We start from the raw sequence: 26,121 nt of genomic DNA on the forward strand, positions 1-26,121 counted from the left end.
GAGAGCCGCGCCGGCGTTTAGGACAGGTACAGGTTGCCCTGGTTCCCTCGACATGCGGGTTCGCCGCAACCGTACGACGAGCGAGGTGAGCAGATGGCGGTCGACACGGCCACCACCGACAACCAGGTGTGGCAGCCCCCCACCTGGGACGAGGTGGTGCGCGAGCACGCCGACCGCGTGTACCGACTCGCCTACCGCCTGGCGGGCAACCGCGCCGATGCCGAGGACCTGACGCAGGAGACCTTCGTCCGCGTGTTCCGCTCGCTCGCCGAGTACAAGCCGGGCACGTTCGAGGGCTGGCTGCACCGCATCACCACGAACCTCTTCCTCGACATGGTGCGCCGCCGGCAGCGCATCCGCTTCGACACCCTCCCCGAGGACGCGAACGACCGGCTCGCCGGTGCCGACCCCGGCCCCGAGCACGTCTACGACGAGATGCACCTCGATCCCGAGATCCAGGCCGCCCTGGACGACCTGCCGCCGGACTTCCGCGTCGCCGTCGTGCTGTGCGACCTCGAGCAGCTCTCCTACGAGGAGATCGCCGCCACGCTGGGCATCAAGGTCGGCACCGTCCGCTCCCGCATCCACCGCGGGCGGGTGCTGCTGCGCGAGGCCCTCGCCCACCGGGCGCCGGGCGTGCGTCCCGCCGAGCCGGGGGTCGAGCTCGTCGGATGAACCCCTCCTCCCAGCACCTGTCCGACGAGGCCGTCGCGGCCTTCGCCGACGGCGTCCTGTGCGGTCTCGCCCGGGCGCGCGCCACGCGTCATACGGCGGCGTGCACGGAGTGTGCCGAGGCCGTCCGGGTGCAGCGCGAGGCGGCCGCGGCGCTGCGGGCCGCGCCCGCTCCGGAGCTGCCGACCGAGCTGCTGGCACGGCTGTGCGGGCTGCCGCAGGTGACCCCGCTCGAGGCGTCGGCGCCGCCGGCCACCGTCGTCATGCCGGACGGCACCACGATGTTCGCCACGGCCGGCCGGGCACTCGGCACGCTGGCCGCCCCGGCCGCGGCCCTCGTCCCGTCGCCGGAGCGACCACGACACCGGGGCGGTTCGCTGCTCACCGCCGCGACCCTGGCCGTCGTCACCGCGGGCACGCTGGCCGTCGGGGCGGTGGCGACGACCGATGACGATCCGACGACCGGCGGGGTCGGCGTGAACACGGTCGGCTACCGCGGGCCGGCCGGTGCAGGCGTCTCGCACGGCCCGACCCTCGGCGTCACCGACGCCTCGCGCACCGGCCTGCTGGACCCGGCCGGATTCGGCAGCGAGCGCTTCGGACTCGCCGTGTTCCGTGCAGGGGGACGCTGAGCGTGTCCGCACCGGCTGTCCGCAGCCGCCGCCGCTGGGGCAGACTCGACGGGAACCGGGATCGACCGAGCAGCAGGACGGGAGTTGGCGCGTGACCGAGCGCAGCGACGAGGGCAGGCACGCCGCGCCCGAACCGCCCGCCGCCCCCAACGCTGCCGACGCCAAAGACGACGCGTACGGCCGGCCCGCGGGCGTCAGCGGCGGGTTCGCGCCCCATGACGCGCCCGAGGCCTACCAACCGCCGCCCCCCACCGTGTCGCCCGACGAGCGCGCCACCTACGGGCGACCGGCCGGCGCGGACGCCTTCGAGCCCGGGCCGGGCGAGCGCCTCGTACCCAAGCACAGTGCGCCCCCTCCCGTCCCGCGGGCGTTCGCCGACTCCTTCGGCGAGACCGCCGGCGCCCGGGACGGGTTCGACCCGGCACCGGGCGACCGGCTGCCGCCGAGCGGCCGCGGCCCGGAGTCGCCCTGGTGGAAGAGCGACGCCGGTCGCGATCCGTGGCGCGATCCGTCCTCGCAGTTCTGGCTCGGCCGCGGCGCCGTGTTCGGCCCGGCGGGCCCGGCCCAGCTCGGCCCGGACGAGGACAGCGAGAGCGCGCCGGACGAGCTCGCCGAGGCCGGCGAGGACGAGGACCTCGACGAGCCGGGCAAGGACGACAACGTCCGTCGCGTCCGCTTCGGCATGCGCACCTCGCTGGTGCTGGCGCTCGTGCTGCTGCTGGCCGGCGCGATCGGCGGTGCCGTCGGCTACTTCCTGACCGACAAGCTGGACGACGAGCTGCACCGTCCCGACGCGAACATCGCGCAGGTCGAGACACCGATCAGCCGGCCGGCCGGGTCGGTAGCCGGCATCGCCAAGCGCGTGGGGCCGGCCGTCGTCTCGATCTCGGTGACGACGAAGACCGAGTTCTCGATCGGTTCCGGCGTGGTCATCGACTCCTCCGGTGACGTCCTCACCAACAACCACGTCATCGCCGGCGCCGTGGGCGCCGGATCGGCCGCGACCATCATCGTCACCTTCAGCAACGAGGCGACCGCGCAGGCCCGCATCGTCGGGCACGATCCACAGAGCGACCTGGCCGTGATCCGCGTGCCGAACGACGACCTGACGGTCGCCACGCTCGGCAAGTCCGCGAAGCTGGCGGTCGGTGACCCGGTCATCGCGATCGGCTCGCCGCTCGGGCTGCAGGGCACGGTCACCTCGGGCATCGTGTCGGCGCTGAACCGTCCCGTGCACGTCAGCAGCGAGGACGGCGGCTCCGGCGCCTATCTGAACGCCATCCAGACCGATGCCCCGATCAACCCCGGCAACAGCGGCGGCGCGCTCGTCAACGGCAGCGGCGCGCTCATCGGGATCAACTCGGCCGCGGCGCTCGGCACGGTGGGCCCGGGCGGCTCGGGCACGGCGATCACCGGCATCGGGTACGCGATCCCCATCGACTACGCCCGCGGCATCGCACTCCAGCTGATCCGCACCGGCAAGGCCGAGCACGCTGCGATCGGGTTGCAGGGCCGGACCGTCGTCTCGCCGACGCCGGGCAAGCAGGTCGGCGGTTACATCGTGCAGGTGTCGCCGAACGGGCCGGGCGCGAAGGCCGGCCTGAAGCAGGGCGACGTCGTGGTCGCCGCGGACAGCCAGGTCATCCAGACCTTCGATCAGCTGACGGTCATCGTCTCGCAACACAAGCCCGGCGACCGTATCGACCTGACGTATTACCGTAAGGGGACCACGCAGAAGAAGACGGTGACGGTCACGCTCGACAAAGGGTGAGTGATGTTCAACCTCGGGCCGATGGAGCTGTTGGTGCTCGCCGTCGTCGGCATCGTCGTGATCGGCCCCGAGAAGCTCCCCGGCCTGGCCCGCGACGCCGCCGCGATGCTGCGTACGTTGCGTGACGTCGCCACCGGTGCGCGCCAGCAGCTGCGCGACGAGCTGGGCCCGGAGTTCGCCGACATCGACCTGCGCAATCTGAACCCCCGCACCGCGGTACGGCGGATGGTGTTCGGCGACGACGACGACGTCACCCGGTTCGACCCGCGCACGATGATGCGCGACGTCGTCTTCGGTGACGACGCCCACGACGACCTGCGCGCCGCCGATCCGCGGGCGGTGTGGCGCGAGGCCAAGGCGTCGTACGCCGACGCGGACCGGGTCGATCCCGCCTCACCGGGGGTCGCCGGGGTGGACGGCGACAACCACACCGGCGGCGTCCGGTTCGACAAGCCGACCCGGCCGCGGCCCCGCCCCCGCCCGCGCTACGACGACGACGTCACCTGAGCCTCCGGTTCCCCTCGCTTGTGGCGGCTGGACGCAGCATGCTGCGTCCAGCCGCCAAAAGTGACGGGTGAGAGCGGGCGCGAGGGCGGGCAGGTACTCGACATGCGCGTCGTCATCGCCGGAGGTCACGGCAAGATCGCCCTGCTGCTCGCCCGTCGCCTCGCCGCGGCGGGACACCACGCCGTCGGCCTGATCCGCAACGCCGATCACGAGGCCGACGTCGTCGCGGCCGGCGGCGAGGCCGTGGTGCTGGATCTCGAGACCCGCACCGTCGACGACGTGGCCGCGGCGCTGGTCGGGGCCGACGCGGTCGTCTTCGCCGCCGGCGCCGGGCCGGGGAGTGGGCCGGAACGCAAGCTGACCGTCGACCGCGACGGCGCGGTGAACCTGGCGCGGGCCGCCGCGGCGGCGCGGGTCAGCCGCTACGTCCTCGTCTCGGCCATCGCCACCGACGACTTCGACGCGGACTCCGAGGACGTCTACCAGGTCTACAAGCGGGCCAAGAGCGAGGCGGACGCCGCCGTGCGCGCGAGCGACCTCGACTGGACGATCGTGCGGCCCGGCGGCCTCACCGACGACCCGGCCACCGGCCGCGTTCGGGTGGCCGAGACGGTCGAGCGCGCCAAGATCCCGCGCGACGACGTCGCGGCCGTCGTCCTCGCCTGCCTCGAGGAGCCCGCCACCGTGGGCCGACAGTTCGAGCTGGTCGCCGGCGACACCCCGATCGGCGAGGCGCTCGCGGCGCTCTAGTCGCCTGCTCAGCGGACGGGCGTCAGCCCCAGCGAGCGGCCGACCAGGCTGCGGGAACGGGCCGCGAGCGCGTCGGCGATGCCGTCGAGAGCGCGCGCGGCGGGCGAGTCCGGCCGGCTGAGGACGACCGGGAGGCCGTCGTCGCCGCCCTCGCGCACCTGCTGGTCGAGCGGAACCTGGCCCAGCAGCGGCACGGTGGTGCCGGTCGACGTGGCGAGCGAGTCGGCCACGGCCTGCCCGCCGCCGGCGCCGAAGAGCTCCATCCGGCTGCCGTCGGGCATCTCCAGCCAGCTCATGTTCTCCACGACGCCGACGATCTGCTGATGCGTCTGCAGCGCGATGGACCCGGCCCGCTCGGCGACCTCGCGGGCGGCGAGCTGCGGCGTGGTGACGACCAACAGCTCGGCGGACGGGACGAGCTGCGCGACCGAGATCGCGATGTCGCCGGTGCCGGGCGGGAGGTCCATCAGCAGGACGTCGAGGTCGCCCCAGTAGACGTCGGCGAGGAACTGGTTGAGCGCGCGGTGCAGCATCGGCCCGCGCCACACGACGGCGGTGTTGCCGGGCGTGAACATGCCGATCGAGATGACCTTCACGTCGTGGGCGACCGGCGGCACGATCATCTGCTCGACCTGGGTCGGCCGGGTCGTCACGCCGAGCATGCGCGGCACGGAGAAGCCGTAGATGTCGGCGTCCACGACGCCGACCGAGAGCCCCTTCCTGGCCAGCGCGACGGCGAGGTTGACGGTCACCGAGGACTTGCCGACGCCGCCCTTGCCGGACGCGACCGCGTAGACGCGGGTCCGCGATCCGGGCTGCGCGAAGGGGATCTCGTTGGCCGGCGCGTCACCCTTGAGCTGCTCGCGCAACGCCGTGCGTTGCGCGTCGGTCATCACGCCGAGGGTGACGTCCACACCGGTGACGCCGTCGACCCGACTGACGGCCGCCGTGACGTCGCGGGTCAGCTGCTCCTTCATGGGGCAGCCGGGCACCGTCAGCAGGACGGCGACGGCGACCCGGCCGGACTCCTGGATCGCGACGGACTCGACCATGCCCAGTTCGGTGATGGGCTTGCGGATCTCGGGGTCGTCGACCGTGGCCAGGGCTTCGCGGACGGCGGACTCAATCGGCTGTGACACGTCCTCGATGGTACGGAGCGTCTCGTAGGATCTCGCATCGTGACCTCGCAGCACCCGGCCGACGCCGGCCCGCCGCTGCGACCGTCGGACTGGCGCGTCGGGGTGTGGCGCTCCTTCCTGCGCGCGCACGCGACCGTCGTCGGCAAGCTCGAACGCGAGCTCGTGGACGCGGGCCTGCCCATCGGCTGGTACGACGTGCTGTTGCAGCTCGTGGAGGCACCGAACCACCGGCTGCGGATGGCGCAGCTCGCCGATCGGGTGCTGCTGTCGCGCTCCGGGCTGACGCGCGTGGTCGACCGGTTGCAGAACGAGGGGTACGTCCGACGCGAACGGGCGGCCCACGACGCGCGCGGCACGTTCACGGTGCTGACCCGGGCCGGGTTCGAGGCCCTGCGGGCCGCGGCGCCGGTGCACCTCGCCGGGGTGCGCGACCACTGGCTCACGCACTACACCGACGACGAGCTGCGCACGCTCGGCACGCTGCTCGGCCGGCTGAGCGCCGAGCCGGAGTGACGCGGCGCCGCCTCGATCCCGTCGTCCGCGACTCGCTGGGGGTCGGCCTGGCGGTGGGCTCGTACGGGTTCGCGTTCGGCGCGGCCTCGGTCGCGGCCGGGCTGTCGGTGCTGCAGAGCTGCCTGCTGTCGCTGCTCGCCTTCACCGGCGGGACGCAGTTCGCGGTGGTCGGCGTCGTCGCCGGCGGGGGGAGCGTGCTGGCGGCGCTGGCCGGCGGCCTGCTGCTCGGCTCGCGCAACACGCTCTACGCGATGCGCCTCGCCCCGCTGCTGGGCGTCCGTGGCCCCCGCCGGCTGCTCGCCGCGCACGGGACGATCGACGAGTCGACCGCGATGGCGGTGGGCCAGGCGCGCCCGCGTGACGCGCGCGTGGCGTTCTGGTGGACCTTCGGCGGGGTCTTCGCCTGCTGGAACCTCACCACCCTGGCCGGGGCGCTCGTCGGCTCGATCGTCGAGCCGGCCGACTTCGGGCTGGACGCGGTCGTGCCGGCGGCGTTCCTCGCGCTGCTCGCGCCGCGGTTGCGCGCCGGGGCGCTGGAGAAGCGGATCGCCGTCGCGGGCGCGCTCGTGGCAGGGGTGCTCGTGCCCTTCACGCCGCCGGGCGTCCCGGTGCTCGCGTCGTGCGCCGCGCTGCTGCTCGCGACCGAGCCACGGTGGCGACGATGACGCTGTGGGTGCTCGTCGCGGCGACCGCGCTGGGCTGCTACCTGGAGAAGGTCGCGGGCTACCTCGTCCCCGCGGACGTGCTCGCGCGGCCGCGGGTGCGCCGGGTGGTCGAGCTGCTGCCGGTGGCGCTGCTCGCCGCGCTCGTGGTCGTGCAGGCCGTGGCCGACGGCCGCCGGTGGGACTTCGACGGCCCGCGGCTGGCCGGCGTCGCCGCGGGTGCGCTCGCGGTGTGGCGGCGGGCGCCGTTCCTGGTCGTCGTGCTCGCCGCGGCCGCGACCGCGGCGTTGCTACGCCTGCTCGGCTGAGGCGGTGTCGGCGGTCTCGGCCGCGTCGACCGTCTCGACGGGCTCGACGGTCTCGACGGTCTCGCCACCGGCGTCGCGCTTCTTGCGCTCCTTCTTCGGCGCCTTGATGTCGTCGACGCGGTCCTCGATGCGCTGCAGCTCCGAACGGACGAAGTCGCGCGTCGCGACCTCGCCGAGCGCCATGCGGATCGCCGCGATCTCGCGGGCGAGGTACTCGAGGTCGGCCTTCGACTCGCGCGCCTCCTCGCGGTCGGCGTCGAGGTTGACGCGGTCGCGATCGTCCTGCCGGTTCTGGGCGAGCAGGATCAGCGGCGCGGCGTAGGACGCCTGCAGCGACAGGACCAGCGTGAGGAAGCCGAGCGGGTATGCGTCGAAGTGCGGGATGCCGGGCACCAGGTTCACGATGAGCCAGACGCCGATGATCACCGTCTGGACGACGAGGTAGCGGCCGGTGCCCAGGAAGCGCGCGATGGCCTCGGTCAGCTTGCCGAACGCCTCGGCGTCGAAGCGCACGCGCGGGCCGCGACGCTCCGCGCGGGGCTGGTCCAGCCGGGCGCGTTCGGGCCGCCCGCGCCGCTCAGCCATGGGCCTCGGCCCGGTCGTCGCGCCACCCCTCGGGCAGCAGGTGATCGAGGACGTCGTCGACCGACACCGCGCCGAGCAGCCGCTCGTGCTCGTCGACGACGGGGACGGCGACGAGGTTGTACGTCGCGAGGTGACGGGTGACCTCGTCGATCGTCGAGTCGGGGCGCAGCGAGCCGGTGTCCTTCTCGCAGAGGCCGCTGACGAGCGAGGACGGCGGCTCGCGCAGCAGGCGCTGCACGTGCGCGGTGCCGAGGAAGCGACCGGTCGGCGTGCCCTGCGGCGGCCGGACGACGTACACCTGCGCCGCGACCGCGGGCGAGAGCTCGGGGTTGCGGATGCGGGCGAGGGCCTCGGCCACGGTGGCGTCGGGCAGCATGATGAGCGGCTCGGAGGTCATCAGGCCACCGGCGGTGTAGTCGGCGTAGGTCATCAGCCGGCGGACGGGCTCGGCCTCCTCGGGCTCCATCAGCCCGAGCAGCCGCTGCTGGTCGGCGGCGGGCAGGTCGCCGAGCAGGTCGGCCGCGTCGTCGTCGTCCATCGCCTCGAGGACGTCGGCGGCGCGCTCGTCGGCCAGCTGCCGCACGAGCTCCACCTGGTCGTCCTCGGACATCTCCTGCAGCACGTCGGCGAGCCGCTCGTCGTCCAGTGCGGTGGCGATCTCGAGCCGCCGCTTGGGGGTCATGTCCGTCAGCGCCGCCGCGACGTCCGCGGCGCGCAGGTCGGACAGCACCGCGAGCACGGCGTCGGTGCCCTGGCTCTCGCTCTGCTCGTGCGGCTCGGAGAGCGTGAGGCCCGCGACCTCGTTCCACTCGACCTGCGACAGCTGCCCGCGGCGCCGGGCGAGGCGAGCCGTCTGCGTACGGACCGCGAGCCGCGAGATCACCCAGTCGCGTGACCGGTTGGTCTCCATGCCGGCGTCGACGACGGTGACGCGCTGCTGGCCGTCGCGCAGGGTCACGGTGCGGTCGAGCAGGTCGGCGAGCACCAGCACCTCGTTGGTGCGGCGGTCGAAGCGCTTCATGTTGATCGTCCCCGAGGCGAGGACGACCTGATCGACCTCGATGCGGGTGACCCGTCCCATCGGCACGAAGATGCGATGCCGCTGCGCGACCTCGACCACCAGGCCGATCACCCGCGGCGGCTGTCGGTCGGCGCGCAACATCGTGACGGCGTCGCGGACCTTGCCCAGCTGATCGCCGGACGGGTCGAAGACCTCGATGCCGGCGAGCCGGGCGACGAAGACACGGTCGCCGGAACTCACCCGACGAGGTTAGCCGTAGCGCTCGCCGGCCGGCCGGACCGCCCGAGCGATGTCGCCGCGCGTCAGTCGAGCGCGGCGATCGCGTCGGCGACGGCGAGCGTGCGCTGCGCGGTGGCGACGTGCAGGTTCTCGATCATGCGCCCGTTGTAGGTGACGACGCCGGAGCCGGCGCCGTCCTCCCACGCCGCGAGGATGCCGCGGGCCTCCTCGACCGCCTGCTCCGACGGCGCGAACGTGGTGTTGGCGCCGTCGAGCTGACCGGGGTGGATGAGCGTCTTTCCGTCGAAGCCGAGCTCGCGGCCCTGCCGGCACTCGGCGAGGAAGCCGTCGACGTCCTTCACGTCGTTGTAGACGCCGTCGAGGATCGCGATGCCGGCCGCTCGGGCGGCGAGCACGGCGAGGGACAGGCTGGTGAGGACGGGGGCGCGGCCGGGCACGTGCTCGGCGTAGAGCTCCTTCACCAGGTCGTTGGTGCCGAGGACGAAGCAGGTCAACCGGCCCGAGGCCCGGGCAATCTCCTCGGCGTGCAGGATGGCGACCGGCGTCTCGATCATCGCCCAGAGCTTGGTGCGCTCGGGTGCGCCGGCCCGCTCGAGCGCGGCGACGAGGGCGCGCACCTCGTCGGCGCTGTTCACCTTCGGGACGACGACGGCGTCGGGGCCGGCCTGCGCGGCCGCGGCGAGGTCGTCGTCGTGCCACTCGGTGCCGATGCCGTTGACGCGGATCGTCAGCTCGCGGCGGCCGTACTCGCCGCTCGCGGCCGCGGCCGCCGCGGCCTCGCGGGCCGCGGGCTTGGCGTCGGGGGCGACGGCGTCCTCGAGGTCGAGGATGATCGCGTCGGCGGCGAGACCCTTCGCCTTCTCCAGTGCCTTGGCGTTGGACGAGGGCATGTACAGCACCGAACGGCGCGGCCGGAACCCGCTCACGCGGACACCTCTTTCGATTGAGTGGCGACTTGGTACGTCGACTGGCGACTTGGGAGGTTGACTGGCGAGATGTCACGCGACTGGCGAGCTATAGCTCGCCAGTCGCGCCCGAAGTCGCCAGTCAACGGACGAAGTCGCCAGTCGGTCGGACGGGGACACGGGGACGGGCTCATGCCTCGATCGCGTCGTACTGCGCCTTGAGCTCGGGGTCGACGGCGGCGAGCCGCTCGGCGAGCTCGACCATCACCAGGCACTGCTTGGTCGAGGCGTCGTCCTCCATCTTGCCGTCGAGCATGACGGCCCCGGTGCCGTCGCCCATGGCGGCGACGACCCGACGCGCGTGCTCGACGTCCTCGACGCTCGGGCTGAAGACCTTCTTGGCGATGGCGATCTGCTTGGGGTGCAGGCTCCACGCGCCGACGCAGCCGAGCAGGTAGGCGTTGCGGAACTGGTCCTCGCACGCGACGACGTCGGCGATGTCGCCGAACGGGCCGTAGTGCGCGTAGATACCGTGCATCGCGCACGCGTCGACCATCCGCGCGATCGTGTAGTGCCAGAGATCCTGCTGGTAGGTGGGACGGTCGGCGTCGATGTCGCCACCGGTCGGGTCCTGCCGCACCAGGTAGCCGGGGTGGCCGCCGCCGACACGGGTGGTCTTCATGCGGCGGTCGGCGGCGAGGTCGGCCGGCCCCAGCGAGAGGCCGTGCATGCGCGGCGAGGCGCCGCAGATCTCCTCGATGTTCGCCACGCCGCGCGCCGTCTCGAGGATCGCGTGCACCAGGATGGGCCGCTCGAGCTTCGCCTTGGCCTCGAGCTGGGCCAGCAGCCGGTCGACGTAGTGGATGTCCTCGGCGCCCTGCACCTTGGGGACCATGATCACGTCGAGCTTGTGCCCGATCTCGGTGACCAGCGTCGTCAGGTCGTCGAGCACCCACGGCGAGTCGAGCGCGTTGACGCGCGTCCACAGCTGGGTGGGGCCGAAGTCGGTGTTCGTGGCGATCTCGACGAGGCCGTGGCGGGCGGCCTCCTTGTTCTCGGCCTTGACGGCGTCCTCGAGGTTGCCGAGCAGGACGTCGACCGTGCCCACCATGTCGGGGATCTTCGCCGCCATCTTGGCGTTGCTGGGGTCGAAGAAGTGGATCGCGCGAGACGGCCGGGCCGGGATCTCGCGCAGCGGGGCCGGGGCTCCGACGGCCAGCGGGGTGAAGAAGTCCTTGGCGGTACGCATGCTCTCCCTCTCGGACGGCGACGTTTCCGGAACGTAGCAGTCGCCCCCGAATGGCCCGGCTCACATGCGGCCACTGCTCGCCTGCCCGGTCCCGGGTCGATTCCGACCCGGGACCGGGGACGAGCTGGACGGTCAGTACAGGTAGGGCTGGCCCTTGCTGTTCCACTTCAGCACGCCGACCCAGGCGCGGCGGGTGTTCGAGTCCTTCACGCCGTTCTTGTTCTTGTCGACGTAGGCGTGGAACGCGATGCGCGTCGTCTTGCCGTCCTGCAGGACGGTGGCGCCACCGGGCCCGCACAGACCGGTGTTCGCGCGGTTCATCACGGTGCGGACGGGCTTGAAGTGTCCACCCCACAACGTGGGTGCCGACCAGGCCTCGGTCGAGTAGGAGCAGTCCTGGTAGTCCTTGCGCGAGACGAACAGCCAGACCCGGCCGCCGTGCGAGATGACCGACGGCGCCTCGATGCGGGCCTTGGGCGCGGCCAGGCTGCGGCTCGCGACCTTGGCCACCCGCTTCGTCCCGGTGGCGCTGTCCATCTGCACGGCGCGGATGTCGAAGCCGCTCTTGTTCCGGTAGTTGATCTTGTAGATCAGGTAGCGCTTGCCGTCCTTGGCCCGGTAGGCCGACGGGTCGATGGCCTCGTACCCCTTTTGCTTCGCGCACAGCACGGCCTTCGACTGGGCCTTGAAGTTGCTGCTGGGCGACCGCGACGTGGCGATGCCGAGGCAGTTCGCGCCCTTCTTCGGCGAGTACCCGTTGAAGTACATGACGTAGAGCGCCTTGCCCTTGTAGGTCATGGCGAACACGTGCGGTGCCCACAGGTGTCGCTTGCCGTCCGAGGCCTTGCCGACCCAGGCCGGTACCTTCGGCATCGAGGTGCGGGCGGGCGCGTACTGCCGGTTCGGGTACACCGAGGTGCGTTCGCCGAAGCCCTGACCGGTCTTGTAGATGTAGTAGTAGGTGCCGAACTTGGCGAAGCCGGGATCGGGGAAGTCCCCGGCGGTCACGGCCTTGATGTGCTTGGCGGGAGCCGCGGTGGCCGTGGCGGTCAGCGCCGGCGCCGCGCACAGGGCGGCGGTGACGAGACCGGTGGCAACGAGCGTCAGTGGTCGTCTCATGCCCGGGTGTCTACCGACCGCCCGTCCCGTTGGCGATGGGGACCTTTGCCCGGTCCGCGGCCGTCGGGCCCGTGCGAGGTGCGTCACCGACGCCCGCGATCGGGTGGAGGGGACGGCCGGGTGCGCGATACTCGGGCCAACCGACCAGGAGGACTCGCATGGCTCGCCTTGCCCAGACCGCCGGACTCACCGACGTCCAGACCGAGATCCTGTCGGCGGTGAGGACGTTCGTCGACAAGGAGATCCTGCCCTACGCCAACGAGCTCGAGCACAAGGACGAGTTCCCCGAGGCCATCGTCGAGGGCATGAAGGAGATGGGGCTGTTCGGCCTCATGATCGACGAGGAGTACGGCGGCCTCGGCGAGTCGCTCTTGACCTACGCGCTCGTCGTCGAGCAGATCGCCCGCGGCTGGATGTCGGTCTCGGGTGTCATCAACACCCACTTCATCGTCGCGTACATGGTCGCGCAGCACGGCACCCCCGAGCAGAAGCAGCGGCTGCTGCCCAAGATGGCGACCGGTGAGGTGCGCGGCGCGTTCTCGATGAGCGAGCCCGACCTCGGCTCCGACGTCTCGGCCATCAAGAGCCGCGCCGTCGTCGAGGGCGACGAGTTCGTCGTCAACGGCTCGAAGATGTGGCTGACGAACGGGGCGCGCGCGGGCGTCGTTGCCACCCTCGTCAAGGACGACCAGGGCGCCGACTCGGTCTACCGGAACATGACGACGTTCCTGATCGAGAAGGAGCCCGGCTTCGGCGAGACCCGGCCCGGCCTGACCATCCCCGGCAAGATCGACAAGATGGGCTACAAGGGCGTCGAGACCACCGAGATGATCCTCGACGGGGTCCGGGTGGGGGCCGACGCGATCCTCGGCGGCGCGGACGCTCGCGGTCGCGGCTTCGCCCAGATGATGGACGGCGTCGAGGTCGGCCGGGTCAACGTCGCCGCCCGGGCCTGCGGCATCTCGATCCGCGCGTTCGAGCTCGCGGTCGCCTACGCCCAGCAGCGCAAGACCTTCGGCAAGGCGATCTCCGAGCACCAGGCCATCGCGTTCAAGCTGGCGGAGATGGCGACCAAGGTCGAGGCCGCGCACCTGATGATGGTCAACGCCGCCCGGCTCAAGGACGCCGGCACCCGCAACGACGTCGAGGCCGGCATGGCCAAGCTCATCGCGTCCGAGTACTGCGCCGAGGTCACCCAGGAGTCGTTCCGCATCCACGGCGGGTACGGCTACTCCAAGGAGTACGAGATCGAGCGGCTCATGCGCGAGGCGCCGTTCCTGCTCATCGGCGAGGGCACGTCGGAGATCCAGAAGACGATCATCAGCCGCGGCCTGCTCAAGGAGTACCGCGTCTAGCCCGGCGATACGGCTCAGTAACCTTCCGGCCGTGATCGGAGTACTCGAGGTCGGCGGGACCCACGTCAGCGCCGCGGTCGTCGACCCGGCCACCTGGCGCGTCGTGCGGACCGCGCGCGCCGACGTCGACGCCGACGCGCCCGAGCACGTGCTGCTCGACTCGTTCGTCGCCGCGGCCGGCTCGGTCGACGCCCCGCCGGCCGGCGTGTGGGGCGTCGCGATGCCCGACCCGTTCGACTACGCCGCCGGCATCGGCAACTTCGCCGGCGTCGCCAAGTTCGCCGCGTTGGACGGCGTCGACGTCGGTGCTGCGCTGCGTGCGCGGCTGCGGGCCGACGTCGTGTTCCTCAACGACGCCGACGCCTTCGTGCTGGGGGAGTGGGCGGCCGGCGTTGCCCGGGGCGCGGGGCGGTGCGTCGGCATGACGCTGGGCACCGGCATCGGATCGGGCTGGCTGGTCGGCGGCGTCGTGGCCGACCCCGGTGACCCTCGCGGCGGGCGCATCCACACCGTCACCGTCGACGGGGCGCCGCTCGAGGACGTCGTGTCACGACGGGCACTGCGGCGGGCCTTCACCGCGGCGGGCGGTGACCCGGCGGCCGACGTCCGAGAGATCACCGCGCTGGCGCGCGACGGCGACGCGACCGCCCGTGACGTCGTCGCGCGTTCCTACACCGTGCTCGGGTCGGTGCTGGGGCCGCGGCTCGCCGCCTTCGGTGCCGACCTCTTCGTCGTCGGCGGCTCCATCGCGGCGTCCTGGGACGTGCTGGAGCCGCCGTTCCGTGCCGGGGCGGGGGCGCTGCCGCCCGTCCGCGTCGTCGTCGACTCCGACCACTCCGCGCTCGTCGGCGCCGCCGTCCACGCGTCCCGCGCCGGCTGACCGGGCGGCTGGTGCCGCGGTTGGCCCCATGCCCTCGCGGCTGGCGCCGCGGTTGGCCCCATGCCGGCGCGGCCACGGAGATCAACTGACCGCCCCCGCATGGGGCCAGGCGCGGACCCGCCAGCGCCGCACCGCGCGATCGGGTCGCGACCCGCGTGCGAACGCGGCCCGCAGCCGTCGCGCGACGACGTCGAAGGTGGCCAGGTCGCCCCAACCCCAGCGCACGACGATCAGCCCAGCCTGCTCGAGTCGTTCCTGGCGACGCTTCTCGTCGTACAGCGCGGCCGGACTGCTGTACTTGCGCAGCCCGTCGGCCTCGCCGACGACACCGAACTCGTCCCAGTAGAAGTCGACCCGGCCGACGAACGCGCCGCGGCGGTCGAGGACGGTGGCCTGCGCCTGCGGGATCGGTAGCCCGGCGCGGGCCATCCGCAGCCGGCTGATCGACTCCAGCGCCGACTCGGCGGAAGCGTCGGCCAGCGCGAGGGCCTCGTGCGTCGCCGCGATTCCCGGCCAGGCCGCGGTGGCCAGGACGACCGCGTCGAGCCGGGCGCGGTCGGTGGCACCGAGCCGCAGCGCCGAATCGGCCGCGGTGATGGCGGCGTCGGCGCCGTGTTCGTGTCCGATGTCGAGCACGGTGCGGGCGGCGCTCGTCAGCGCCACACGACCGCAGCGACCGACGTCCCACGGCCCGAGGCGGCCGCGATGTCGGTGCACACCGGACATCGGGCCTCGCCCTCCTCGCCGGAACGACGCGCAGACGTGGACGGGCACGTCCAGCAGCTCCACGCCGAGGAGCGCGCCGGCGGCGGTGTGGCTGACGGGCACCGCCGGATTGGTGAGCGCGAACGCCGTGGCCGCCTGCCGCAGGTTCGCTACAGCGACGTGATGCGGGTCACCGGGCACGGGCGGGGTCGCGTAGACGCCGGCGCGGATGCGGCGGAGCGCACCGCATGCGACGGCGTGCCGCAGGGCATGGGACGTCCACCCGTCGGCCAGGGCCTGCGCGCTGGTGAACACGCCGTGTTGGGCGAGGCTGACGGCGGGAGGCGGACGCACGCAGGCACGGTGACACAGGACGCGACCGCGTCCGCGGCGTTGTCCACAGGCGCCATGTTGGCCCCATGCCCGCGCGGCTGGCGCCGCGGTTGGCCCCATGCCAGCGCGGCAATGGAGATCAACTGACCGCGCGGGGATGGGGCCAAGCCCGCGCCCGCGCGGGGATGGGGCCGAGCCCTGCCCGCTCAGCCCCGGGTCGCGACCGCGCAGTAGTCCCAGAGCCGTTCCGCCTCCTGCGGAGTGGACCGGGTGAACGGCAGGTAGGACGTGGGGCGGGGCCGCCGGTCGTGCCAGAAGAGCCCGGACGTCCGTCCCGCGGCGGGGGCACCGAGCAGCCACACCGCGGTGTCGGCGCCCTGCTCGGCCGAGCGCAGGATCGGCCCCACGAGGCGGGCGAACCGCGGCAGCGAGTCGGTGATCCCCGGCGTGCCGGCCCACCCCGGATGCATGGCGTGCACGCCGACCCCGGGCAGTCGCTGCGCCCACAGCTGGGCGAGCACGACCTGCATCCGCTTCGTCCGGGCGTACGCCGCGGCGCCGCCGTACGTGCCCTCGTGGAACTCGGGGTCGTCGGTACGCAACCGCGACGTGTACATGCCGCCGGAGGACACGAAGACGACGCGAGCGTCGGAGTCGGCGGCGAGCAGCGGCTGCAGCTCGGCGGTGAGCAGGTGCGGGCCGAGGACGTGCGTCGCCACCGTGAGCTCGTGGCCGTCGTCGGTCTCGGTGCGCTCGGGCGGCATCACGCCCGCGTTGTGGACGAGCCCGCGCAGCGAGGGCAGCTCGTCGCGCAACCGGGCCGCCGCGGCGCGCACCGACTTCAGCGAGCTGAGATCGCACTCGTCGACCACGACGGTCGCGTCGGGGCAGTCGGCCAGGATCTCTTCGCGCGCCCGCTGCCCGCGCCCGAGATCACGACACAGCATCCGGACGGTCGCGCCCAGCCGCGCCGCCCCGGCCGCGGTCGCCCGGCCCAGCCCGGAGTTCGCGCCGGTGACGACGACGCAGTGCCCGAGCAGCGCGTCCGCCGGCAGGTCGGCGTCCCACCACGACCGCCGCAGCGCATACCCGAGCTTGGAGTAGCCGGGCACGACGGCGCGGTCGAGCAGGGTGTCGACGACGGGCAGGAGCGGGCGCAGCGCGCGGCTCATCGGCGGACCGTGCGGCCGGTGACGGACATGCTCGTCACCCTACGGGCGGGTAGGCCTTGCCCCTGCCTGTGACAGCCGTTACATTGTGGAAACGCGGACGATGTCCGTTTCCCGGGCCCGCATCGGCAGTGTCGCCGATGCGGGCCCGTCATCGTCGACGGGCCTCGTCGGCGCCGGATCAGGCCGCGACCGGGCGCTGCGACGTGATCACGTTGTGCGCGAAGCGCAGCTTCTCCAGCACCGGCGGCGTGAGCACGAACGGGTACAGGTCGTCCTTGCCCATGCTGCGGTTCAACGCGTTGAGGACGAGCTGCAGGGCCGTCCACGACCGCGCGAGCTCGTCGAAGGAGTGCGGGTCCTCCACCGGGTCGACGTCGAGCGTCGCGTCCCAGGCCACCGACAGGTCGAGGTCGGGCCCGTCGGTGTGCACGCCCCACTCGGCCGCGGTCTGGGTGGTGTCGCGGATGTGCAGGTAGTGCGCGAAGGTCTCGGCCCAGTCCTCCCACGGGTGCGCCGCCGCGTAATGGCTGACGTGGGTGTCCTTCCAGTCCGTGGTGCTCGTGCCCTTGCCGTAGTGCTCCTCGAGGGCCTGGGCGTAGTCGGCGCGCTCGTCGCCGAACAGGTCCCGGAACCGGTCGAGGTAGGGCGTGCCGTCGATCAGGACCTCCCAGTACCAGTGCCCGATCTCGTGGCGCAGGTGCCCGAGCATCGTGCGGTACGGCTCGGCGAGGTCGACGCGCATGGCCTCGCGGTGCGCGTCGTCGCCCTCGGCGAGGTCGATGGTCACGATGCCGGACGCGTGCCCGGTGATGACGTGCTCGTTCGCGCTCGACAGCAGGTCGAACGCGAGGCCACCCTCCGGATCCTCCGACCGTGGTGTCGTGGGCAGTCCCAGGTGGTCGAGCTGGAAGACAAGCATGCGCTTGGCGGCCTCGGTGACGGCGAACGCGGCGAGGCCCGCCGGGTCGTTGTCGTTCGGGCGGGTCCGGGTGAGCCGGCACGAGCCGCAGTACCCGTCGTGCTCGGGCAGCCAATTGCAGTGGGCGAGCACGGCGTTGCGACACCGGTCGCGGCCGTCGAGGGCGACCAGCTGCTGGGACGGTCGGTCGTAGGCGAGCACGGTGTCGCAGGTCAGGCAGACGTCGTTGTCGAAGAAGACCAGGCTGCGACAGGTGGGGCAGGCGAAGGCGCGCACGTCAGCCCTTCGCGGCCGGCTGCGGACGGTCGGCAGCCTGGTCGCGTTCGGTTCGCTCGTCACGCTCGGCCAGCGCGGGGTCGGCGTTGTCGGGCAGCTGCGCGGCCCGGACGGCGTTGCGGCCGACCAGCTGCTGGTTCGTCGTCGTGCGCTGGCTGCGACCGCGGCCGAGGAAGCTGACCGCCCAGTGCAGCACGGTCGTCACCCGGTTCTTGAAGCCGACGAGGTAGAGCACGTGGATGACGAGCCAGAGGAACCAGGCGATCACGCCGCCGAAGCGCAGCCGGTCGCCGATGCTGGCGACCGCCTTGAACCGGCTGATCGTCGCCATGCTGCCCTTGTCGAAGTAGTGGAAGTCCTCGGCGCGGGCCTTGCCGCCGATGTGGCGCTTGATCTGGTCGGCGGCGTACTTGCCCTGCTGCATGGCGACCTGCGCGACGCCGGGGTAGCCCTTGAGCGACATCATGTCGCCGATGACGTAGACCTCGGGGTGGCCGGGCAGGGTGCAGTCGCCCTGCACCTTGATGCGGTTGCCGCGGTCCAGCTCGGCACCGGTCTGCGCGGCGAGGCTGTTCGCGAGGTCGGAGCCCTTGACCCCCGCCGCCCACACGACGGTGCGGGACTGGATGCGCGTGCGTAGGCCGGACTTGTCCTCGACGGTGATGCCGCGTTCGTCGACCTCGACGACCTTCTCGCTGAGCCACACGTCGACGCCCAGCTTCTCCAGCTGGTGCGCGGCGCTGTTGGACAGCTTGCTGCCGAAGCTGCCCAGCACGTCGTCGAGGGCGTCGACGAGGACGATGCGCGAGCGGCGCGGGTCGATGGCGCGGAAGTCGTTGCGCAGCGTGCGGTGCGAGAGCTCGCTGATCTGACCGGCCATCTCGACGCCCGTCGCGCCGGCCCCGACCACGACGAAGGTCTGCCACTCGTCGCGGATCCGCTCGTCCTGCTCCAGCTCGGCGAACTCGAACGCGGACAGGATGCGGCCGCGCAGCTCGAGCGCGTCGTCGATCGACTTGAGGCCGGGGGCGTAGGTCGCGAAGTCGTCGTTGCCGAAGTAGCTGGTGGTGGCGCCCGCGGCCACGATGAGCGAGTCGTAGGCGGTGACGGTTCGCACGCCGCCGGCCTCGGAGGTCACCGTGCGGGCGTTGACGTCGATGGCCGACACGTCGCCGAGCAGCGTCTGCACGTTCTCCTGACGCTTGAGGATCTCGCGGGTGGACGGCGCGATCTCGCCCTCGGACAGGATGCCGGTGGCCACCTGGTAGAGCAGCGGCTGGAACAGGTGGTGCGTCGTCCTGCTGATGAGCGTGACGTCGACGTTGGCACGTCGGAGGCGCTTGGCCGCGAACAGGCCGCCGAAGCCCGATCCGATCACCACCACGCGGTGGCGGCGGGACATCGTGGTCGTCATCGTGATCTGCCTTTCCGGCGGGAGTCTCGGGTTCGTGGAACGGTGTACCCGGCGGGTGGCACGCGATAGTGGCGCTGTGAGCGACACGTCGTGCGGGGTTTCGTCGGCGCGAGGTACGACGTCGCGGCGATCTGGCGGCGGTACGCCGACGACGTCGCCGCCGCCGCCCTCGACCGCGGGCACTTCCTGCCCGAGGAGCGCCCGGACGAGACCGCCCGGGCGCTGCGCGAGTTCCTCGGCTGAGCTGTCGGCCGGCCGGGTCAGACGGCGAGCGGAACCGGCGGGGCGTCCTGCGCCGGACGGGCGCGGGCGGGCAGGGCCACCGCGACGATCGCCGCGCCGACCAGCGTGGCGCCGGCCGCGACCAGCGACGCGTCGTGCATCCCGGCGAGGAACGCCTGCCGGACCGCGTCGGCCAGCCCGGCGTCACGCCGCGCGGCGGCGGCGTCCAGCCCGCCGACGACCGAGGAGCGCACCGTGTCGCGGACGCCCGAGGGCAGCGCCGCGGCGGTGTCGGACACCCGGCTCGCGTACAACGACGCGAGCACCGAGCCGAGCACGGCGACGCCCAGCGTGCCGCCCAGCTCGCGGGTGGTGTCGTTGACGGCCGAGCCGGCGCCGGCCTGGTGCAGCGGCAGGGCACCCATGATGGCCTCGGTGGCCGGCCCGCTCACCAGCGCCAGCCCGGCCGCCATGAGCACCATCGAGGCGATGATGCGACCGAAGAACGGCGAGTCGGCCTGCGCCGTGCTGGCCAGTGCGAAACCACCCGACATCAGCACCAGGCCGCCGGTCACGACGACCGTCGTGCCGATGCGCTGGGCGACCTGCAGCGCGACGGGCGACAGCGCGCCGATGACGATCGCGAACGGCAGCGTGCGCACCCCCGCCGCCAGCGTCCCGTAGCCCTTGACCGCCTGGAAGTACTGGGTGACCAGGAAGATGAAGCCGAAGAGTCCGAAGAACGCGACCGAGATGGCGCCGGCGGCGGCGCTGAACCGGCGGTTCGCGAAGAGCGTGACGTCGAGCACCGGCGCGACGACGCGGCGCTCGTGGACCATGAAGAGGGCCAGCAACGCGGCGGCGGCGGTGAAGCCGGCCAGGCTCGCTCCGGACGTCCAGCCGTGGTGGGGTCCCTCGATCACCGTCCACACCAGCGTGGTCAGACCTGCCACGGACAGCACGACGCCGCCCAGGTCGAAGCCGCCGGCGTGCGGGGCGCGCGACTCGGGCACCCAGCGCACCGTCGCGAGGACGGCGACCGCCGCGAGCGGGACGTTCACCCAGAAGACCGAGTGCCAGCTGAAGTGCTCCAGCAGCCAGCCGCCGCTGACCGGGCCGACGGCGACGGCGACGCCGGCCACCGCGCTCCAGATGCCGACGGCGGCGACCCGTTCCCTCGTCTCGGTGAAGATGTTCGTGACGATCGCCAGCGTGGCCGGGAAGATCAGCGCCGCGAACGCGCCCATGACCGCACGGGCCGAGACGAGCCCGGCCAGCGAGTCGGTGGTGGCGGCCCCGACGGAGACGGCACCGAACCCGACCAGCCCGACGAGCAGCGCGCGGCGGCGGCCGAGCCGGTCGCCGAGATGTCCACCGACGAGCAGCAGCCCGGTGAACACCAGCGTGTAGGCGTCGACGATCCACTGCAGCCCCGAGGTCGACGCCGACAGCTGCCGGGCCAGGCTCGGCAGTGCGACGTTGACGATGGTGTTGTCGATGCTCACCAGCAGTTCGGCAACGCACAGCACCACCAGGGCGACCCAGCGCGACGAGGTCCTCATGACGACTCCTGTAGTACGAAGCTCTACTGTTGTAGAACAACGTGCTACTAAGGCGGCTGGATGTCAAGTGCTTGGATCGGGCGATGACCAGTCGCCGCACACCGTCGGGCGACGTCCGGCGCGCGCTGGTCGACGCCGCGGTCACCGTGCTGGAGCGTGACGGCGTCGCGGGCTTGACGGTGCGGGCGGTCGCGGGCGAGGCGAAGGTCGCGCCCATGGGCGTCTACAACCACCTCGACGGCAAGGCGGGCCTGCTGCTCGCCGTACTGCAGCGCGGTTTCGACGCGCTGCGCGACGCGGTGACGCCGCCGCGCTCGGTGCCGGCGACGCAGGCGTTGCTCGAGTCCGGCCGGGGTTATCGCCGCTTCGCCCTCGCCGGGCCGACGACCTACGCGCTGATGTTCAGCACCGCCCGGCCCGAGTCGCTCGACCTCGACGCGCTGCTGCCGCACGCGGCGCCCGCATTCCAGGCGCTCGTCGACGTCGTCGTCGAGTCACAGCGCGTCGGGGTGGTGCGGCCGGGCGACCCGGGCGGGCTCGCCCTGCAGATCTGGTCGGCCGTGCACGGCGGCATCGGCCTCGAGCTCACCGGCAACGTCGGCGACGCCATGCAGGCCGATCGGGCGTACGAGCAGCTGCTCGCCATGATCCAGCGCGGGGTCGCGCCGGATGCGGGGTGAGCGGGATCAGTCCTCGGTCTCGCCCATGACGAGCCCCTCGATGTCGTGCTTCTGCACGATGGGCTGCAGCTCGTCGACGATCGGGCAGGCGAGGTGCCGCCGGACGTGCTCGGGCAGCGCCGCGTAGTAGTCCCGGGTCACGGCGAGGTCGTGGTGGGCGGCGTTGTCGGCCTCGGGGCCGTCGATGCCCAGCACCAGCACCGGCCGGGACTTCGTCGAGTGGTTGGCCGTCCCGCGGTGCAGGGTGAGCGCGGAGCGGGCGGAGATGTCGCCGCGCGACGGGTACTTGCGCACGGCGCGCTCGAGGTAGCGCGGGGCGTTCTCCTTCGGCGGGAACATCTCGTGGTCGAAGTCGGCGCCGTCGTCGTACTGCGTGCCGAGGGCGATCTCGAACGGCCCCATGTCCGCCTCGGTGTCCACGAGGGTGACGTTGAAGGCGAGCGACGTCAGTCGCCGGTCGCGCACGGTCGCCTCGGGGGCGCGGAAGTCGCGGTGCCACGGCTGGTTCTGCGCGCCCTCGAACGGGATGTCGTAGCCGATCTCGACGATCGTCCAGTCCGGGCCGAGGACGGCGTCGCTGATCGCCTGCACCCACGGGTGGCCGGCCAGCTCGGCGAAGCCGCCGAGCGCCTCGGGGTGCAGCTCGCTGTACCACCGCTTCGGGCCCCGGCCGATGGTGCCGCCCGGACGTGACCGGGCGTCGGCGAACGCGGCCTCGACGTCGTCGCGCAGCCCGTCGACGAGGGCCACCGGCAGGGCGCCCCTGGCGCCGACGATGCCGTCGCGCAGCAGGGTCGCGACATCCTCGGTGGCGTCGCCGGCGACGTCGGTGGTGGCCGGGGCGGTGGGGGCGGGCATGGCGTCTCCTGTCGGTCGCGTCCCTTTATATTGCAACGTTGCAACACGATCGGCAAGGAGGACGGCATACTGGTCTCGATGTCCGCCCCCGCCCGTCCGGCCACCCTGCGCGCGGTGGCCGAGCGGGCCGGCGTCTCGGTGCGGACCGTCTCCAACGTCGTCAACGACTACGTCCACGTCGCGCCGACCACCCGGGCCGCGGTCCAGCGGGCCATCGACGAGTTGGGCTACCGCCCGAACCTGGCCGCCCGGCAGCTGCGCCGAGGTCGTACCGGCCTGCTCGGCCTGGTGCTGCCCGAGCTCGTGTCGCCGTACTTCGCCGAGGTCGCCGCGCTCGTCGTGCGCCACGCCGCCGGGCGCGGGTGGACGGTGCTCGTGGACGAGACGGGTGGGGACGCCGCGCGTGAGGGCGCGCTGCTCGGGCGGGTCGGGACGAGCATGGTCGACGGCCTCGTCGTCAGCCCGTGGAGCCTCTCGCCCGACGACATCGCCGGCGCGGCCGGTGACCTGCCGGTCGTGATCCTGGGCGAGCGCGCGGCCGCGACCGTCGACCGTGTGGCGATCGACAACGTGGCCGCCGCCCGTGACGCGACGGCGCACCTGCTCGCGACCGGGCGTCGCCGGCTCGGCGTGATCGGCCTGCAGCCGCACCTGGCCAACGCGACCGCGGTGCAGCGGCTGCGAGGTGTGCACGAGGCGCTGGCCGCCGCGGGCGTCGCACCCGACCCGGCCCGTGAGATCGCCACGCGCACCCTGCACCGCGACGACGGTGCGACCGCGACGGCGGACCTGCTCGCGCGGGCGCCGGACGTCGACGGCGTCGTCTGCTTCACCGACGAGCTCGCGCTCGGGGTGCTGCGGGCGCTGGCCGATCGCGGCCGCTCGGTGCCCGGCGACGTCGCGGTGATCGGCATCGACGACATCGAGGACGGCCGCTTCTCCGTCCCGCGTCTCAGCACCGTCGCTCCGGACAAGGCGCGCATCGCCGAGGTCGCGGTCGACACGTTGCTGCGCCGCGTCACCGGGGCGCCCGGCGATCCGACCGACGTCGTCGCGGCGCACCGGCTGATCGTGCGCGAGAGCAGCTGACCGCGCCGTCGCGACGGTTCAGTCGCGCGGCCCGTGGCGCATGAGGCCCTCGAGGCCGCCGGGCAGTGACGCGGCGAGGTCCTCGGCGAAGGCGCCGTCGACGAGCACGAAGACCACCCTCGCGACCGTGTCGCCGCGGTTGGCCCAGGCGTGGTCGGTGCCCCGCTGCACGACGATGTCACCGGCCCGCAACGTCACCTCCGAGTCGTCGAGGACCAGCGTGATCTCGCCCTCGAGCACGATCCCGTAGTCGACGGACGCGGTGCGGTGGACCGGCGACTGCAGCCCACGCTCGTCCAGGCAGCCGGGGGCGAACTCGTTGACGCGGATCTTCGTGCCGTGCCGCGGCGGCGGCACGGCGAGCGTGCGCTGCGTCGGCTCGTCCTCGACGGCGGTGATCGGCGCGGGCGCACCCTCGGTGTTCCAGATCTCGTGGAAGTGCACGCCGTCGCCGGGCAGCTCGCGGCTGACCGGGACCGGGCCGTCGGACACCACCACCGAGACCCCCTCCGGGGTGTGGCCGGTGACGACGCGACGAGGACGCTGGTCGGCGCTCACGCGTGGCTCGCGATCGGGCCGCCGTTGAGCTCGACCATCGCGGCCATGAGACCCGGCACGGTCAGGGGCACGTCCGGTCGGTAGTCGGTCAGCTCGACGTACGCGCGGGTCAGGTTGCCCACGACGCGCTCGCCCTCGGACCAGTCGCGGTACGGGTCGTCCCCGGCCACCCGGCGGGCCGCCTCGAGCGGTGTCAAGCCGTCGGCGCGCGACGACGTGGCGAGCTCCGCGGTCCAGTCGACGTAGGCGATCAGCTCATCGAGCACGCGGGCGACGTCGTCGCCGACGCAGGCGGGGCCGTGGCCCGGCAGCAGGGCGACCGGGTCGAGCGCGCGCAGCCGGGTCAGGGCGGTGCGGAAACCGTGCATCGATCCCTCCAGGAACATCGGATGGCTGCCGCTGGTGACGAGGTCGCCGGCGAACAGGACGCGCTGGGACGGCAGCCACACCGCGACGTCGCCGGGCGTGTGTGCCGGGCCCATCGTGATCAGGTCGACGGCGAAGTCGGCCAGGTGCAGGGTCAGCCCGTCGGTGAACGTCAGCTCCGGGGCTCGCACGGTGAGCTCGCCGTAGTCGGCGGCGATCTCCGCCGTGGCCGCCAGCCCCGCCCGCAGCACGCCGTCGCGCGCGAGTCGGTGACCGACGACGACGGTGGTCGCCGGCAGGCACCCGTTGCCGTAGGTGTGGTCCGGGTGGTGATGGGTGTTCACCGCGAATCGCGGCGGGCGGGTGGCGACGCCGGCCGTCGCCGCGAGCAGGGCTCGGGTGCGCTTCTCCGTCGAGGTCGTGTCGATGAGCAGGACGTCACCGGCCGCGTCGGTGACGACGCCGCAGTTGTTGACCATCCAGCCGCCCGTGGGCTGCAGGTAGCCCAGGACGCCCGGCGCCAGCTCTCGCAGGTGCGGCGAACCGTCGTCCCAGGTCACCGTCGTCCCCCTCTCGCGCCGGAGCGTGGACCCAGTCAGCCGGAACGCGGCGGGCGAGGCAATGGGCGGCGTCATCGTCAGCACCGATCGCTGGCATCGACGGGCACCGGTCAGGGCCGTTCGTCCTCCACGGTGACCGCCACGTCGTAGAGCAGTCGACGCAACCACACGACCGACGGGTCGTTCTCGCGCCGGGGATGCCAGTGCGCGGCCTCGGTGATGTCGACGGCGCCGAGCGGGGTGCGCGCGATCGTGAGCCCGAGCAGGTCGGCGCACCGACGGGCGAGCCGCGACGGCACGAAGCAGCACATGTCGGTGCCGGCGACGGCGAACGGCAGCGTGAGCAGGCTGCGCACCCGCACGAGGACGCTGCGGTCGGCGAGACCGTGCTTCTCGAGCTCCACCTCCAGCGGCCGGCGGACCGGGCCGGCCGCCGGGAACTCGGCGACGGCGTGCTGCATCTCGTGCAGGTCGTCGAGGGCGAGCGCGCCGTCGCGCAGCCGGGGATGGTCACGGTCCACGAGACAGACGAGGGTGTCGGTGGAGACCGGCTGCGACCGGCCCGGGAACTCGAAGTAGATCGGCGCGACGATGAGGTCGCGGCGCATCAACTGGGTGTCGAGCTGGTCGCGGTCCATGTCGAGCGGGTCGAGGGTGACGGAGCACTCGGGCGCCTGCTCGGTCAGCAATCGGGTGAGCGGCTCCGCGAGCACCGTCATCGCGTACTCGGACATGCTCACCGCGAAGCGCTTCGCGCTGGTCGCCGGCGAGAACGCCCGCTCGTGACCGAGCAGCCCCTCGGCCGCCCCCAACGCGTCGGTCACCGCCGGGCGCAGGCGCTGGGCGAGGGCGGTGAGCTCGAAGCCGTGGGACGCGCGCACCAGCAGCTCGTCGTCGAAGTGCTTGCGCAGCCGCGCGAGCGCGCCGCTCATCGCCGGCTGGCTCATCAGCAACCGCTCGCCGGCGCGGGTCAGGTTGCGTTCCTCGATGAGCGCGTGCAGGGCGAACAACAGGTTGGCGTCCACCTCGCGCAACGGCTCACGCGACACGTGCTCCTGTGTGACCATGGCCATACGACTCTAGGCTCCGTGGTCATGCG

Annotated in this window: 28 protein-coding genes; 13 read left to right on the forward strand and 15 right to left on the reverse strand. The window is 72.8% G+C overall.

What is annotated here, in order from left to right:
• Positions 1-93 precede the first annotated feature (93 nt).
• From sigE to BUE29_RS17775, 5 genes are all read left to right on the forward strand, one after another.
• On the forward strand, positions 94-675 hold the full coding sequence (gene sigE, locus BUE29_RS17755; RefSeq protein WP_073391768.1) for an RNA polymerase sigma factor SigE: 582 nt from the start codon (positions 94-96) through the stop codon (positions 673-675).
• Positions 672-1,304 (forward strand): hypothetical protein, encoded by a 633-nt coding sequence (locus BUE29_RS17760; protein ID WP_073391769.1) that lies wholly within the window; start codon positions 672-674, stop codon positions 1,302-1,304. The genes sigE and BUE29_RS17760 overlap by 4 nt, the downstream gene beginning before the upstream one ends.
• Before the next feature lie 91 nt (positions 1,305-1,395).
• The gene (locus BUE29_RS17765) at positions 1,396-3,075 is read left to right on the forward strand and encodes a trypsin-like peptidase domain-containing protein (RefSeq protein ID WP_073391770.1); all 1,680 of its coding nucleotides are present in this window, start codon (positions 1,396-1,398) and stop codon (positions 3,073-3,075) included.
• Positions 3,076-3,078: 3 nt separating this feature from the next.
• Positions 3,079-3,582 carry a sec-independent translocase gene (locus tag BUE29_RS17770; RefSeq protein ID WP_234971517.1) on the forward strand — a complete coding sequence of 168 codons (504 nt, stop codon included), beginning with the start codon at positions 3,079-3,081 and terminating at the stop codon, positions 3,580-3,582.
• Positions 3,583-3,684: 102 nt separating this feature from the next.
• Positions 3,685-4,332 (forward strand): SDR family oxidoreductase, encoded by a 648-nt coding sequence (locus tag BUE29_RS17775; RefSeq protein WP_073391953.1) that lies wholly within the window; start codon positions 3,685-3,687, stop codon positions 4,330-4,332.
• A gap of 8 nt (positions 4,333-4,340) precedes the next feature.
• Here the strand turns inward: BUE29_RS17775 and BUE29_RS17780 are convergent, their stop codons facing one another.
• Positions 4,341-5,471: an Mrp/NBP35 family ATP-binding protein gene (locus BUE29_RS17780; protein ID WP_073391954.1), complete on the reverse strand. Its 1,131-nt coding sequence runs from the start codon at positions 5,469-5,471 to the stop codon at positions 4,341-4,343.
• 39 nt (positions 5,472-5,510) lie between these two features.
• Here BUE29_RS17780 and BUE29_RS17785 point away from each other — a divergent pair, with 39 nt between their 5' ends.
• From BUE29_RS17785 to BUE29_RS17795, 3 genes are read left to right on the forward strand one after another with little or no spacing between them, the layout of a single operon-like run.
• On the forward strand, positions 5,511-5,984 hold the full coding sequence (locus tag BUE29_RS17785) for a MarR family winged helix-turn-helix transcriptional regulator (RefSeq protein ID WP_234971509.1): 474 nt from the start codon (positions 5,511-5,513) through the stop codon (positions 5,982-5,984).
• The gene (locus BUE29_RS17790) at positions 5,981-6,649 is read left to right on the forward strand and encodes an AzlC family ABC transporter permease (RefSeq protein ID WP_073391772.1); all 669 of its coding nucleotides are present in this window, start codon (positions 5,981-5,983) and stop codon (positions 6,647-6,649) included. The genes BUE29_RS17785 and BUE29_RS17790 overlap by 4 nt, the downstream gene beginning before the upstream one ends.
• Positions 6,646-6,954, forward strand: a complete 309-nt coding sequence (locus BUE29_RS17795) for an AzlD domain-containing protein (RefSeq protein ID WP_073391956.1) — start codon at positions 6,646-6,648, stop codon at positions 6,952-6,954. The genes BUE29_RS17790 and BUE29_RS17795 overlap by 4 nt, the downstream gene beginning before the upstream one ends.
• Here BUE29_RS17795 and BUE29_RS17800 read toward each other — a convergent pair.
• The 5 genes from BUE29_RS17800 to BUE29_RS17820 all read right to left on the reverse strand — a co-directional run bounded on the left by BUE29_RS17800 (position 6,937) and on the right by BUE29_RS17820 (position 12,073).
• Positions 6,937-7,539: a DUF1003 domain-containing protein gene (locus BUE29_RS17800; RefSeq protein WP_073391773.1), complete on the reverse strand. Its 603-nt coding sequence runs from the start codon at positions 7,537-7,539 to the stop codon at positions 6,937-6,939. The genes BUE29_RS17795 and BUE29_RS17800 overlap by 18 nt on opposite strands.
• On the reverse strand, positions 7,532-8,800 hold the full coding sequence (locus BUE29_RS17805; protein ID WP_073391774.1) for a magnesium transporter MgtE N-terminal domain-containing protein: 1,269 nt from the start codon (positions 8,798-8,800) through the stop codon (positions 7,532-7,534). Before BUE29_RS17805 ends, BUE29_RS17800 begins: the two co-directional genes overlap by 8 nt.
• A 62-nt stretch (positions 8,801-8,862) precedes the next feature.
• On the reverse strand, positions 8,863-9,726 hold the full coding sequence (locus BUE29_RS17810; RefSeq protein WP_234971510.1) for an HpcH/HpaI aldolase/citrate lyase family protein: 864 nt from the start codon (positions 9,724-9,726) through the stop codon (positions 8,863-8,865).
• Positions 9,727-9,895: 169 nt separating this feature from the next.
• Positions 9,896-10,954, reverse strand: coding sequence for an HpcH/HpaI aldolase/citrate lyase family protein (locus tag BUE29_RS17815; RefSeq protein ID WP_073391775.1), 1,059 nt, complete (start codon positions 10,952-10,954; stop codon positions 9,896-9,898).
• Between the two features lie 132 nt (positions 10,955-11,086).
• On the reverse strand, positions 11,087-12,073 hold the full coding sequence (locus BUE29_RS17820) for a family 43 glycosylhydrolase (protein WP_073391776.1): 987 nt from the start codon (positions 12,071-12,073) through the stop codon (positions 11,087-11,089).
• 158 nt (positions 12,074-12,231) lie between these two features.
• On the opposite strand from BUE29_RS17820, the gene BUE29_RS17825 reads away from it, so the two are divergent.
• Positions 12,232-13,428, forward strand: coding sequence for an acyl-CoA dehydrogenase family protein (locus BUE29_RS17825; protein ID WP_073391777.1), 1,197 nt, complete (start codon positions 12,232-12,234; stop codon positions 13,426-13,428).
• Positions 13,429-13,459: 31 nt separating this feature from the next.
• The gene (locus tag BUE29_RS17830) at positions 13,460-14,308 is read left to right on the forward strand and encodes an ROK family protein (protein ID WP_073391778.1); all 849 of its coding nucleotides are present in this window, start codon (positions 13,460-13,462) and stop codon (positions 14,306-14,308) included.
• A gap of 81 nt (positions 14,309-14,389) precedes the next feature.
• On the opposite strand, the gene BUE29_RS17835 is transcribed toward BUE29_RS17830, so the two are convergent.
• The 4 genes from BUE29_RS17835 to BUE29_RS17850 form a co-directional block, all read right to left on the reverse strand.
• On the reverse strand, positions 14,390-15,367 hold the full coding sequence (locus BUE29_RS17835) for a type IV toxin-antitoxin system AbiEi family antitoxin domain-containing protein (RefSeq protein ID WP_159440896.1): 978 nt from the start codon (positions 15,365-15,367) through the stop codon (positions 14,390-14,392).
• Positions 15,368-15,552: 185 nt separating this feature from the next.
• The gene (locus BUE29_RS17840) at positions 15,553-16,518 is read right to left on the reverse strand and encodes an SDR family NAD(P)-dependent oxidoreductase (RefSeq protein WP_073391780.1); all 966 of its coding nucleotides are present in this window, start codon (positions 16,516-16,518) and stop codon (positions 15,553-15,555) included.
• 178 nt (positions 16,519-16,696) lie between these two features.
• Positions 16,697-17,713: a zinc-binding metallopeptidase family protein gene (locus BUE29_RS17845; protein WP_073391781.1), complete on the reverse strand. Its 1,017-nt coding sequence runs from the start codon at positions 17,711-17,713 to the stop codon at positions 16,697-16,699.
• 1 nt (position 17,714) lies between these two features.
• The gene (locus BUE29_RS17850) at positions 17,715-19,127 is read right to left on the reverse strand and encodes an NAD(P)/FAD-dependent oxidoreductase (RefSeq protein WP_073391782.1); all 1,413 of its coding nucleotides are present in this window, start codon (positions 19,125-19,127) and stop codon (positions 17,715-17,717) included.
• A 90-nt stretch (positions 19,128-19,217) separates the two neighbouring features.
• On the opposite strand from BUE29_RS17850, the gene BUE29_RS22600 reads away from it, so the two are divergent.
• Positions 19,218-19,370: a hypothetical protein gene (locus BUE29_RS22600; RefSeq protein WP_159440897.1), complete on the forward strand. Its 153-nt coding sequence runs from the start codon at positions 19,218-19,220 to the stop codon at positions 19,368-19,370.
• A 17-nt stretch (positions 19,371-19,387) separates the two neighbouring features.
• Here BUE29_RS22600 and BUE29_RS17855 read toward each other — a convergent pair whose 3' ends face one another.
• On the reverse strand, positions 19,388-20,911 hold the full coding sequence (locus BUE29_RS17855; protein ID WP_073391783.1) for a DHA2 family efflux MFS transporter permease subunit: 1,524 nt from the start codon (positions 20,909-20,911) through the stop codon (positions 19,388-19,390).
• Between the two features lie 83 nt (positions 20,912-20,994).
• On the opposite strand from BUE29_RS17855, the gene BUE29_RS17860 reads away from it, so the two are divergent.
• The gene (locus BUE29_RS17860; RefSeq protein ID WP_073391784.1) at positions 20,995-21,591 is read left to right on the forward strand and encodes a TetR/AcrR family transcriptional regulator; all 597 of its coding nucleotides are present in this window, start codon (positions 20,995-20,997) and stop codon (positions 21,589-21,591) included.
• A 6-nt stretch (positions 21,592-21,597) separates the two neighbouring features.
• On the opposite strand, the gene BUE29_RS17865 is transcribed toward BUE29_RS17860, so the two are convergent.
• A complete protein-coding gene (locus tag BUE29_RS17865) occupies positions 21,598-22,449 on the reverse strand; it encodes a phytanoyl-CoA dioxygenase family protein (RefSeq protein ID WP_073391785.1) in 852 nt (283 codons plus the stop codon).
• Between the two features lie 78 nt (positions 22,450-22,527).
• On the opposite strand from BUE29_RS17865, the gene BUE29_RS17870 reads away from it, so the two are divergent.
• Positions 22,528-23,538, forward strand: a complete 1,011-nt coding sequence (locus BUE29_RS17870) for a LacI family DNA-binding transcriptional regulator (RefSeq protein ID WP_073391786.1) — start codon at positions 22,528-22,530, stop codon at positions 23,536-23,538.
• 18 nt (positions 23,539-23,556) lie between these two features.
• Here the strand turns inward: BUE29_RS17870 and BUE29_RS17875 are convergent, their stop codons facing one another.
• From BUE29_RS17875 to BUE29_RS17885, 3 genes are all read right to left on the reverse strand, one after another.
• The gene (locus BUE29_RS17875) at positions 23,557-24,096 is read right to left on the reverse strand and encodes a cupin domain-containing protein (protein ID WP_073391787.1); all 540 of its coding nucleotides are present in this window, start codon (positions 24,094-24,096) and stop codon (positions 23,557-23,559) included.
• The gene (locus BUE29_RS17880; RefSeq protein ID WP_073391788.1) at positions 24,093-25,022 is read right to left on the reverse strand and encodes an MBL fold metallo-hydrolase; all 930 of its coding nucleotides are present in this window, start codon (positions 25,020-25,022) and stop codon (positions 24,093-24,095) included. The genes BUE29_RS17875 and BUE29_RS17880 overlap by 4 nt, the downstream gene beginning before the upstream one ends.
• Before the next feature lie 110 nt (positions 25,023-25,132).
• On the reverse strand, positions 25,133-26,095 hold the full coding sequence (locus tag BUE29_RS17885) for a LysR family transcriptional regulator (protein ID WP_073391789.1): 963 nt from the start codon (positions 26,093-26,095) through the stop codon (positions 25,133-25,135).
• Between the last annotated feature and the right edge of the window lie 26 nt (positions 26,096-26,121).

Origin of the sequence: Jatrophihabitans endophyticus (assembly GCF_900129455.1) — a bacterium.
Lineage (GTDB): Bacteria > Actinomycetota > Actinomycetes > Mycobacteriales > Jatrophihabitantaceae > Jatrophihabitans > Jatrophihabitans endophyticus.